This is a genomic window from Polaribacter sp. (assembly GCF_051251875.1).
Lineage (GTDB): Bacteria > Bacteroidota > Bacteroidia > Flavobacteriales > Flavobacteriaceae > Polaribacter.
Genome location: NZ_JBPOGL010000028.1, coordinates 23,044 through 35,521, shown reverse-complemented (window position 1 = coordinate 35,521; position 12,478 = coordinate 23,044). Strand labels below are relative to the sequence as shown.

Here is a 12,478-nt window from a genome sequence, read left to right as displayed (position 1 = left end):
GTAAATATAATTACTTGCCTTTGAAGTTCTCTAAAAATTTTCTTAAATGATTGTATAAGAACGCATTTGTTTTTACGTAATAGAAAGCTATAAAACAAACACTAGACATAAACGCCAACGCACCAAAAACCGCTTGCCATGGCAACAATGTTTTTCCTATTAATTTTAATCCAAATCCGGTAAAACTACCATAAATAATGATAAAATGAATCACATAAATAGACAATGTTTTTTGTCCGATTTTTAAAATTAACGGAAACTTTAAATACTTTTCAAATCCATAGAAAAAAGCAAAATAAAGAAAGACATTTCCTAACCTGGTAAAGAGGTAATTGTAGCTTGCCGCATCTAAAAACAATTTAATATTTGTTAAATCATGCAGGATACAAAGTAAATAGGACGATGAAAAAATTAGAAGAACTCCCACAATAATAAAACTACTAATAGTGATGAATTTAAAGTTGTGGCTTTGTAATTTTTTATGAAAAAGAGTTGCTAAAAAAGAGCCAATTGCAACATAACCAAACCAAGGTATTATTGTAAAAATAGAACCATTTTTTTTACTGACGTAGTTGTTCAATACAACAGGAATGTTATCAAATGTAATACCGCGATACAAGGGTTCTGTTAAAAAAATTAGAATTCCTAATACTAAAGACACTACAGAAAAAATGAGTGTATTTTTTGCTGTAATAAAATATAGTATTATTATTAATATCAAACTTAAACCAATACATTGTAATACATCTATGACTAAAAAATAAGTATTAAAACCACCTGAAAGCCACTTTAAAACAGGAATTCTTATTAAATAACCCACAAAAATTAAAAAGAAGCCACGAATAATTCCTTTTCGCATTCTCATTTTTTCTTCTCCTTTTTCTCTTACTTTCAAAAGTAAATAGGTAAAAATTAAGCCAGATATCGTAAAAAAAGTAGGAGCTGTAATCCCTCTAAAATAAGACCAAATAACAAAAGGTGTTGCGTTTATGTCTCTATAAGAAATGGCCAAAAGGGTATCAATAAAATGCCCTTGCATCATCATTAAAATGGCAAAAGCACGAACAATATCAATAAAATATAATCTTTGTGATTTCAATATAAATAAGATTAATGCCTAAAGTAAGCATTATTCAATTGATATAATTGAATTTATTTGATTTTGATAAATTTGATAAATTTCATCTAAATGTGTACAATAAAACTTGATTTAGACCCTATGAATGTATTCTTTACTTAGGTTACCTATTTCTTTGTTTACCTAAAAAATTATAGTATCACAAACTCAGAAATAAAAAAATAATATAAACAAAACCACCAACAAGTAGGTATGGTAATAGCTAAATTGCCTGCAGAACAATATCAACAAAAATAAAAAAGTATAACTTAAATGTTGCTATTCTATTAAATTTGTCTTGTTCTATTTATCAACCAAAAATCTGCTAAAACCAAAGCTGCCATTGCTTCTACAATAGGAACGGCTCTTGGTACAACACAAGGGTCATGTCTTCCTTTACCAGTTATTTCTGTGAGTTCATTTTCAGAATTTATAGTTTGCTGAGCACTCATAATGGTAGCTACTGGTTTAAAAGCAACTCTAAAATAAATGTCCATTCCATTACTAATTCCACCTTGAATTCCGCCAGATAAATTAGATTGAGTAGAACCATCTGCATTAAAAATATCGTTATGCTCTGTACCTTTCATTTTAGCACCACAAAACCCGCTTCCGAATTCAAAACCTTTTACGGCATTGATAGACAACATCGCTTTACCTAATTCTGCATGAAGTTTATTAAAAATAGGTTCTCCCAAACCAACAGGTACATTTTGCGCAACACAGGTAACTGTACCACCAATAGTATCTCCGGCTTTTCTAATTTCTTGTATTTTGTTAATCATTTTCTCTGCAGAATCTGCATCCGGACAACGAACAATATTACTTTCTGTTTTAGAAAAATCTAAATCTTGATAAGGTTTATCAATAAAAATTTCACCTACAGAAGATGTAAAAGCATTAATATTAATACTTGCAATTAATTGTTTTGCCAAGGCACCAGCAACTACCCAATTGGCAGTTTCACGAGCAGAACTTCTACCTCCACCTCTATAATCTCTACCTCCAAATTTTTTATCGTAGGTGAAATCTGCATGAGAAGGTCTGTAAACATTCGTATTATGATTGTAATCTTTACTTTTCTGATTGGTATTTCTAATGATAAAACCAATAGAAGTACCTGTTGTTTTGCCTTCAAAAATACCCGATAAGAATTCTACAGTATCTGGTTCTTTACGTTGCGTAACAATTTTAGATTGCCCAGGTTTACGTCTGTCTAATTCATTCTGAATAGCATTTAAATCAACTTCTAATCCTGCCGGAAAACCATCTATAACACCACCAATTGCGGTTCCATGAGATTCTCCATAGGTTGTAACTTTTAATAAATTTCCGAAAGAATTAAACGACATATATAAATTATTAGAGTAAACGAGGCAAATATACTAAACAACTTGACAAAAAATATAGAATAAACCTATTTTGTAATGATTTCTAAAAATTATAATTTATTTAAAAACATTGATTATTAACAGGGTATAGATTTATTTTAATGATATTCAAAAAAAGGTTAAAAAAAATATGATTTTTATTTTTTAGAATTAAAAAAGGTTACTATATTTGCAGCCGCATTCAGGGAATACCTGATGAGACGCACTGGAGAAATGGCAGAGCGGTCGAATGCGGCAGTCTTGAAAACTGTTGACTGTAACAGGTCCGGGGGTTCGAATCCCTCTTTCTCCGCAAAAAAACCTCATAATCTTTTGATTATGAGGTTTTTAATTTTATAAATATTTAACAATAGGTGTTGTTATTATAAGTCATTCCTAATTGTACGTTGGATAAGCGGTTATTTTCCATAATAGCAGTAACCCACCTGTAGTTTACGAAAGAGTATTATAACTTCTATTATATAACTTAGCTTTGGACGAGTGTTGTATTTTGTGATAAAAAGTAATTACTAAAATAATTTTAATTTACTTGAACTATATTCCTAAATGATTAAATAAGCGACGGACTTTCATTCTCCAACTTGTTCTAGCCATTATCCAACTTTTACCTCCATCAACAATTAAAATATTATCGTTAGAGTGCATTGGCTTTACACCAACTTGTTTTACTCCTCCATCAAATTTGAGTAATAAATTAGGATTTAGTGTTGGACAATCATTATTGTTGTAATTAAAAATATTCTTATGTTCCTTTTTATTGAACACTTCATTTTTAACCTTTAACGCTTCAAATAATTCTATAATTGATATTTTTTCTGTGATGAAATCTAAATCGTAAATATCTTTTTTAGCAGCTCTAGTTGAACCACTAACTAATTTAAATAAACCTAAATCTTTTGTAGTTACTAACCTTACATTATCAATGATCTCTAAAGCATCCATCATTTTCATATTTTGAATGATTTCTACTTTTATTCTAGCTCCACAAGGTTTTGTTATATAGCATCTAAAAAAGCTATGCTGTTCACTTACTTTATCAGCAGGATAATCTATCCCTGTGACATTCTTTTTACCATAAAAATGTATAATTTCATTTTCTATAGCTTCTAATTGTTTTACACCAACTATTTCTGGGCAAAACTAATCTATGTCTTGAGATTCTCTATGATTGAAACGGAATGCTAAATTTGTACCTCCTGCTAATGCAAATGGAGATAAACTAGGTAAGGATTGTAATTCTTTTATAGTTTGTAAGAGTACTTCTGAAACCGCACTCATTTAACTAAAATCATAGCGTGAAAAAGCAGGCTTGTTATAACGTTTAGAAACTAATCTACAAACGCTATTACTAATACGTTCTTTTGTGTTTTTTAAAGTAGTGTAAATTTCATTGGTATTATAAACACTCTCTACAAGCTCAATATCTTTAGAAAAAGTATCCTCATTTGTAGTCATTAATACTCTAGGGATAATAATAGCCTTATCCTTTTGAATAGATAATTTATTAGTATCCATATCCCAAAATGCTTGTTTTGGAAATGTATTAGATATGTTTATTGTTTTAGCCAATGGTTTATTGTATTTAAAAATAATCTTTAATTACTATACAAAAGTATGTAATTACTTTATTTAAAGCAACTATTATACCATTTATTGTATTGTTAGTGTTGTACTTAGTGATATAACTAATATCAGGTACTTACTTCTATTTATTGTCTCAATATAACTCTGGCTTGTGACAATGAAACAATTTCATACTTTGTTATTTTTCTTTAATTTTAAAAAATTAAATTTGTCAACCACATTACAAAATGTCATATTGTAATTCATCTATTTTTTGAGAAATGTTTTTGAATAATATAGGTTTGGATTTTAAACTTAAATAATTATCCCATGTATTTTCTATAATATCATTAAAATAAAAAAAATCAAAGTCTTTTTGTTTTATTGATAGTTTATATTTTTTTACTAAAGTTATTACTTCCAAACACATTTCTGGTTTGTTATTTTGAGTAATATTTTTCAAAACTTCAACGGCTATTCTTATGGGATTAGAAAAAGTATTAAAGCTTAAACTTGGATCACAACTAATTTGAATTAATTCAATGACATCATTAACCGAATTTTCATTAGTAAAACTACCCCAATTTTTATTAGTGATTCCGTAATTAATTTCTTGTTTGAATTCACTAATATTTGATTTTAACCAAGAATTAAAAAGTTTAAAAGCATCTGTATAATTACATCTCATTAAATACTTTATATTTTCAATTCTGTTTTTACTTGATAAGTCTAATGAAAGATTTTGAAGAAGCTTTTTAATTACAAAATCAAATTCATTTGCCTCAATTAATAGTTTTAAGGAAGTCCATGATAATAAATCTTCATAATCATTTTCAAATTTGAAGCTAATCATTTTCTTTAAAAAATTAATATCATTTGCTTTCTCAAAGTATTTTTCGAGAACATTAGATCTAATAGATTCACTAATATCTATATTGGATATAAAGCTCTCAATTTTATGATATACACTAGAAATGTTATTTTCTAAAGCGAATAAACAATTGTTCCAAATCACTAAACTACTAGATAACTCTTTCTCAAAATTCTCAATAACTCTTTTTACAACTATTTCTTTTTCAACTTCATTTGTAACAGTTATAAACATAGATTCATCTTTATATCTATTAAAATAAATTTCATCATAAACTTCAGTAAAATCTAAAACAACCTCTTTAGGATATTTTAACTTAAACTTATCTCTAAAAAATAAGAGTATTTCGCATTTTAAGTGATTTGTTCTTTTATTATAGTTGGAATATTCTGTAAAATCTACATTCTTAACCTCTTCAAAACACCAATCTTTTATAAAATTAAGTTGAACTTCATCTATTTTTATCTTATTTCCCTTATCGTTTTGCAATTGAGATTTAATATTCTTGATTAGAAATAAAACATTATTAATTTTTTGTTTTACATCATTTGCAGTAACAATCTTTTGTTTACTTTGAAAACTTGAATATATTAAATGAATAAAATTTTGAGGAAATTTTTCTTGTAATTTTAAGCTTTTATAATATTCCTCTCTATCATCAAGTTGGTTATCTCTAGTTAAAGTTTCATTATCAAATCTGTCAAAATATTCACCTGTTAATAATAAAAGTTTTTCTTTATCAAATAAAATATCAAATTCATTTTGCAATTTGTTTTCATGAAAATCTTTCCACCTATCTTTAATTTCAATTTTAAGTAGTTCATCATTAAAATTAAAACCAGTTTCTTTTACTATTAAATCTTGAAATTTTAAACTTAATTCAAAATTTATGTGACTAAGATTATTTCTAAAATAAAAAATTTCTTTTATTTCAATAACCCCTGTTTTATGTTGTTGAAGAATAAAGCTAAACTCTTTCTCAGAAACTAGATAAGTTAATAGCCTTCTAACCTTATCAAATTCGTTGTTTGAATTATAAATATCAAAAAATGCTTTTTCTCTATTTAAAGTATTGTAAAAGAAAGAAAATATGATTTTCTCAAAATCAAACATTAAATCTTCATTCTCTAAACAAAATTTTATTAGCAAACTATATGTAGATATATCCTTTCTATAAAGTTGAATTATTTTTCGAATTGATACCTCAATATCTTCATTTTCAATTTTAAACTCATGGTTGTTTTTTAAATACAGTTCAAGTTCAAAAAAGCAACCTTTTGGTGTATTTAATTTTTTTAAAATTTTCTTTAAGGTATCCTTTTCCATAGTACTCAAATTCCCCTCTCTTTGGTACTTCCTTTTTGAATTGTCTAATGTTTTAGGAGCTGTTTCAATAATGTAATTTAAATAATAATTACAATCTACTTCATTAATCAATTTAAAAATTGAGTTTGTAATTTCTAAATGATCAATGTCTTTGTGAAAACCTATTATTAATTTAACTGACTTTTTATCATCCATATGAAATTTAAATTCTATGAAAGAATCAATAAGATATGCAGTAAATGAAAAATCATTATTTTGTATAGGTTGATTAATCAATTCTAATAAACTTGATTTAAGTTCGTCTTTTAAGAACTTATAATCCATTAAAGAAATTAAATCTAAAGCTGAAATTCTTGTTCTTCGATGATAATTAGCATTTTTAAAAACTGAAAACAGATATTTTACATTCTCTTTACTATTTGCGAATCTTGAAATATCTTTAACGTCTGCATCATACTTTCTAACCCACAAAGTGTCTTGAACACATCTCTTATTAAAATATTTTTGAAAAACACTTGCTTTAATATTTTTAGAAATTCTGTTTCTATCTGCTTTAAATAAAACTTCTGAATCATTTTCAACTAGCCATTTTAAAAGTTTCTCAAACTTAGAATCTTCTTTTTCAAATAAATTGATTAGGTGAGAAATTGAATTTAGCTATGAGGGATGAGTTTTATTGTGTTTATCATCTATTTTAATGAATTGAATTATTTGTTCAAATTCTAAGTCTTTTAATGCACTAGCTACAAAATATTCTTGAACATTTTTATGTTCAAACTTCCATTCATCTTCATCAAAAACTAGCTCCACAAAACAACAGTTTGTAAATTGTTGTTTTTCATTTTTCAGAAGGGCATTTATATGTGAGTTCGGAATTTTACTTACCTGCATAGCCTCCATTGCAAGTGCTACTTTTTTACAAACTAACTTAATTGTAGATTTATCAAATTCTTTATTTTTATATTTAATTTTTCTATCATCTTCAAGTCTATTTTCAATATATCTTTCAATAAGTTGAACTTTATTTGTTGGTAGTTTTTTTGTTTGTTGGTAATATCTGCCAAACAAGTTTAAATAGTAAGGTGTTTTTAAAAATTCTTGCTGATTACTATTTTGATATAATTCAAAAAAATCTTCTGAATCTAATTGGTATTTTTTATTTAAAAATTCAATAGCATCATAATAAGGGATTTCTTTCAAAACAAAACAATCAAATTCCCTAATGTTTTTTATAGTATTCTCATAGATATTAGTTCTACAACTTATGATAAATTTAATATTTGTCTTAGTATTTTCAGTAAGAAATCTATCTAGTTTAGTTTTAAATTCGATACTATGAGCTATTTCATCTAAACCATCAAGTATTATTAGTAGGTATGGAATATTTTTCCAGTCTTTTGGAAGGTAGTCTACAATTTCACTTGAATTTATAAAAGTATTTATTGGTCTGTAAAAAGGTATCCATTTGTTGTCTTTTCTCTGCTCCCATAAATTAATTGCTAAATTTTGGAGTTCTATAGATTTTCCACTACCAGGATTTCCTAGCAATATTATACCATCTGTATTGTTATCATAAAGTATATTCTGTGTTGCTTCAAATAGATTTAATTCATTAACATATTGATTAAGTGAATTATTTTCTCTTTTAGATGATGACTGTTGGTAAATAAGATTTCTTGTTATATAATGATCTATTTTAGCAATATTGATAATATATTTCTGTTTATCTGTCTCATTTATTTGTATTTGTCGTAATGCACCTCTTGAAAATAAAATACTTTTAAATTTTTCATATTCTTTTTCAATATCAACGCTAATTAAACAATCTTGTTTATAAATTTTTTTATAAATTTTCTTGTTAGTAGCAAACAGATTTTCAATCCCATTATTTTTTTCTAATAGTTGAATATTAAATGGAAATTTACCTGAATTAAATATTGGTTCATTTTTTTCAGAATTTTTACTATTCCCAAAATTAGCTCTAGGAGAAATAAATATAGCGATATCATTTTCTGATAATTGATAATTAACTTCTAAGTCATGTGCTTTTGCATATATATTACCAAAACTTAAATCACTTGAATAATCTTTACATTCAATAAAGATTTTTCTTTCAATATAATCTTTACTTATTACCAAGAATACGTCAAAACCATCTTGAGTGCCACTTTTTTGAAGCCTTTGTTTATTAATCGTGAAGCCAATTTTTTGGAATAAATCTGTAAAAAAAACCTTAGTTAACTCTTCAAATTCTTTTCCTGTATTTTTTGCCATAAACAACAATTTTTTAAAAGATAAATTTAGTTTAGATTTAAGAATTCTCCACAATCTTAATCTCTTCCTCCGTTAACCCATACAAGGCATACACCATAGCATCAATTTGTTTATCGGTTTGGTTAATTTGGATTTGTAAGGCTTGTGCTTTTTGCTTGTTTTCTTCAAAAAGGTCTAACCATTCAAACTCATCTTTTTTGGTTAATGGTGCAATTGCAATGGGCTTAAGCCCATTGTAATTTTTAATAGCTATTTTTATGGCTTTGTTTAACTCTTTTATAAACTCTCCAAATTCTAACTCGTGCCAGTTTTGTAGTTTTCTAGATAGCTTTTCCAAGTTAAATTTTTGTTGAAGATAAGTTTGGAATTTTTTAAAAATATTTTGAAAATCACTATTTAATAAAAGCATTTGGTTTACTTCTAAATCTAAATTAGAATTATTAAGCTCTGGAATAGGAATTTTACTGAAATACTTCCAAATTAATTGACAACCATTTTGTATTTGAGTACAATATTTGGTAATTAAAAACCAACCCATTTTAGAATTTAAAACACCTAATAAAGCTTTGTTATCTGTTGGTATTATCCACATAGAATCATTACAATACAATTGTTGTTCATCAAAAATAAAACAAGGTTTTACCTGAAATTTTTGATACATTATTTTTGGTCTTTTATATATAGATAAATAAGATTCAGATGGATTATTATCTAATTCTAACCAATGATGTTGACCTGTAAAAGGTTTTTCTTCTGTTATTCTACTTCCATTACATTGCCCTCTTTTTCTTAATTTTTCTTCATACTTAATAAGGTGATTATAAATAGCAGGATATTTTTCTTCTATAAACTTATAACTACCAAAACCAGCCAAAATAATACTATCCAAATTTTCTTTTACGGGTTGTCCATATCTAGTTAAATCTCTTCCTCTTAAAATTGAACCGATTATTTTTTCTGAATTAACATCATCATTTATTAATTCTTGTTTTTTATAATTGTCTATTAAAAAAGCTTCGGTTAAACCAAATTTTATTCCATAGTTTGCTTCTCCATTTACAAATTCTTCTAATGATTTATTTTTTGATAACCGAGCTAAAAGATTTTTTTCTAGTTTAGAAGAAATAATCCAAGTGTCTTTACTGAAATCTGTAATGTCAAAAACTTCTTTGGTACTATTTACAACAGTTTCAAAATCAAAAGCATTTGTAGATTTTAATACAGAAACATTAATATTTTTCTTTGGTTTATTATTTTTTGCAATAAAAATACAAGGATAAGTTGTTGCTCCTTCAAAAATTTGAATGTCTCCAAAATCAATTAATTGCTGTAATTCTTTAGTTAGAAAAAACGCTCTTAAATTTTCTCCATAACCTGCTTGCAACCATTTGTTAGGCATAATGTATGAGCAAAATCCTGTTTCTTTGGTTAAGCTAAATGCTTTTTCCACAAACAAAATATATAAATCACCTCTTTTATTATAGGTTTCATAACCTTGTTTTTGCAGCGCTATAGAAACTTCTTTCATTCTTTCTAAATTTACATAAGGCGGATTTCCAATAACCACATCAAAACCACCAGTAAATTCGGTAGTAAAGGCTTTGGCTTGTGTGCAACAAATGGCATCAATCAGTTGTTGTGTGGCTTTTTGGTGTGCGGGTAATTCGTGTTTTGCTCTATTGGTTTGTATGTATTTTATGGTATTAAGCAATTGCTCGGTTGTGGTAATTTCTATTGGTGAGCTGTATTTTTGTTGCCACAAAGGTTTGTTTGGTTTTTCTTTTTCTGCAAGGGGTTTAAGCCCCTTGTACAGCCCATTGTTATGTTCCTTGTCCTTTTTGCCTTTTACAAAAGAAGTGCGTCCTTTTATTTTCTGCATAATAGCAGGAATGTCATTTATATGGCAAACTAATAATAAGTGAATATGGTCTGCACAAATATTATATGCCAAAAGGTTTAACTGGTCTTCTTTAACAATATCTGCAATGGTATTTGTAATCAAAACATCGTCTTCAGACGTAAAATAAATAACATTAGGATACGGATTTGTACCCAAATCTCTATGTGCTCTTACTTTATATTTCACCATCCTATCAGAAGTACGACTGTCATGTATGGCTGTTGTAATGTGGTAGGCTTTTTTATCTTTTTCTTTAAATATTTTAGGAAATTGTGTTTCCCAATTAAAAGCCTTATCGCCTGCAACGGCTTTACTATCTATTAAAGAGTTACCGCATTTAATATTAGAGCTTAAATCGTTTAACTTACGTCTGGGTTGTGCGGTGCGTAGCCATAAAGATAGTTTTGCAATTTCTACAGATTCTTCATTTAAATCTACACCATAAATATTGTTTTCTAAAATGGTGTTTTCAATATCTGGGAATTGTAAACCGCCTCCTAAAACTTTGGTTTTTAACTCATCTATGTAAGTGTGTTCTTTTATTAAAAAGTCTAAGGCTTGGTTAAGGAACGCACCCGAACCACAAGCAGGATCGCAAATAGTAAGTTGCAATAACCAATCTCTATACGTGTCTAATATGTTTACTAATTTTGTAATGGTTGCTTTTTGTCTGTTCTTTCTACCTTTAAAATATTCTTCTTCTTTAAAGTCTAATTCGGTTTTCTTTTGGTCGCAAAGTTTACCAATCGTATTTTCTACAATGTATTTGGTAATGTATTTGGGCGTGTAGAAAACCCCGTCTTTTTTACGTTTAGATTTTTGTTTATCAAAATCGCTGCCCTCAATTTCAGCATTAACGCTTTCTATTTCGTTTAGTGAGTTTTCAAAGATATGTCCTAGTATATTTACATCTACTTGACTTTCAAAATCATAACCTGCTAATTTACCAGTGTGATTGTACAATAAATTACTATCTATTTCTAAGTTATCTAGTGTTTTATCTTCTTTAAATAAACCTCCGTTATAGGCGTATATTTCTGCTCTTTTAAGTGTGCCTGCTCTTCCTTGATCTAAGAAATTAAAGTACTGTTTAAAAAGTACATAGAGTGGTCTGTCGTCACCAAAATCTACATCGTCTTTCCATTTGTCTAATATTTGTTGTGTGCTGTTTGCGGGTAGTAAACCTCTATCTTCTGCAAAGAAAATAAACAAATAACGGTCTATTAATTTCTGAGATTTTTTAAAAAGTGTGAGCTTTACGTTTTTTTCTAAACGTTGTAGTTCCTGTTGTTCTTCTTGAGACCTCTTAACTGCGCTCGAGGTGACACTAGACGCTTGTGCTTTTAATTGTTTTGCATTGCGTTTTACCAAATCTCTATATAATTCACGTTTAAATACCGAATAATCTTTATAGAATTGTTTTGTAATTTGTTCTTCAATAACTACAGATGCTTCCTTAATGTTTAAGGGTACATTATTAATAATATTATCCTTTTGTAAGCAGAGATATAATAAAGAAAAGCGTTCTGGAGATAGTTCAAATAAATTAAATTCTTCAAATTCAGTAGCATCGTTTATATAGAAGCGCAATTTTTCAAAGTTTGATGTAATCACATACACACAGCCTTTTTGATTGGCCTTATAGTCAAACGCTTGTTTACGAATACTTTCTAAATCTTTGGTGTTTGTCCCTTTTAATTCTATAACACCAACAGCAACATCATTATTTAATATGGCGCCATCAGCTTTACGTGCGTTATTTTGGTTTTTATATTCAGCAACAAGATTAAAATCTGCATTCGGTTTTAAGGTGTAACCCAACATGTTTGCAAATAACTCTGTAAGAAATATACCTTGATATTCTTCTTCCTTAGAACTGCGTATATTGTCTTGTATGGTTGGGTTTAAGAAATACTTAACGTATTTTTTATACGCTTTAGTAACAAGTTCTTTGTCTTGTAAAACAATCTGCTGTTTTAATACTGAAATTTGAAATAATGCCATGAACTAGTTTAGAGTATTATAAAACCTCTAAA

General features: G+C 27.6%; 8 protein-coding genes and 1 tRNA gene. 1 reads left to right on the top strand and 8 read right to left on the bottom strand.

What is annotated here, in order from left to right; all coding sequences use genetic code 11:
- Positions 1 to 10: 10 nt before the first annotated feature.
- Both ACSHW5_RS12495 and aroC read right to left on the bottom strand, forming a co-directional pair.
- On the bottom strand, positions 11 to 1,099 hold the full coding sequence (locus ACSHW5_RS12495; protein ID WP_435676476.1) for a heparan-alpha-glucosaminide N-acetyltransferase domain-containing protein: 1,089 nt from the start codon (positions 1,097 to 1,099) through the stop codon (positions 11 to 13).
- A 305-nt stretch (positions 1,100 to 1,404) separates the two neighbouring features.
- Positions 1,405 to 2,469 (bottom strand): chorismate synthase, encoded by a 1,065-nt coding sequence (gene aroC, locus ACSHW5_RS12490; RefSeq protein WP_435676475.1) that lies wholly within the window; start codon positions 2,467 to 2,469, stop codon positions 1,405 to 1,407.
- A gap of 246 nt (positions 2,470 to 2,715) precedes the next feature.
- Between aroC and ACSHW5_RS12485 the strand changes: the two genes are divergently transcribed.
- Positions 2,716 to 2,800: transfer RNA gene (locus tag ACSHW5_RS12485), tRNA-Ser, on the top strand.
- Between the two features lie 242 nt (positions 2,801 to 3,042).
- Here the strand turns inward: ACSHW5_RS12485 and ACSHW5_RS12480 are convergent.
- From ACSHW5_RS12480 to ACSHW5_RS12455, 6 genes are all read right to left on the bottom strand, one after another.
- Positions 3,043 to 3,453 carry a hypothetical protein gene (locus ACSHW5_RS12480; protein ID WP_435676474.1) on the bottom strand — a complete coding sequence of 137 codons (411 nt, stop codon included), beginning with the start codon at positions 3,451 to 3,453 and terminating at the stop codon, positions 3,043 to 3,045.
- Positions 3,454 to 3,648: 195 nt separating this feature from the next.
- On the bottom strand, positions 3,649 to 3,786 hold the full coding sequence (locus ACSHW5_RS12475) for a hypothetical protein (RefSeq protein WP_435676473.1): 138 nt from the start codon (positions 3,784 to 3,786) through the stop codon (positions 3,649 to 3,651).
- Positions 3,787 to 4,077 (bottom strand): DUF6922 domain-containing protein, encoded by a 291-nt coding sequence (locus ACSHW5_RS12470; RefSeq protein WP_435676472.1) that lies wholly within the window; start codon positions 4,075 to 4,077, stop codon positions 3,787 to 3,789.
- A 235-nt stretch (positions 4,078 to 4,312) separates the two neighbouring features.
- The gene (locus ACSHW5_RS12465) at positions 4,313 to 6,739 is read right to left on the bottom strand and encodes a hypothetical protein (protein ID WP_435676471.1); all 2,427 of its coding nucleotides are present in this window, start codon (positions 6,737 to 6,739) and stop codon (positions 4,313 to 4,315) included.
- Between the two features lie 186 nt (positions 6,740 to 6,925).
- Positions 6,926 to 8,542 (bottom strand): NACHT domain-containing protein, encoded by a 1,617-nt coding sequence (locus tag ACSHW5_RS12460; RefSeq protein WP_435676470.1) that lies wholly within the window; start codon positions 8,540 to 8,542, stop codon positions 6,926 to 6,928.
- Positions 8,543 to 8,579: 37 nt separating this feature from the next.
- Entirely contained in the window at positions 8,580 to 12,446 is a 3,867-nt protein-coding gene (locus tag ACSHW5_RS12455; protein ID WP_435676469.1) for an Eco57I restriction-modification methylase domain-containing protein, read from the bottom strand.
- Positions 12,447 to 12,478: the final 32 nt, after the last annotated feature.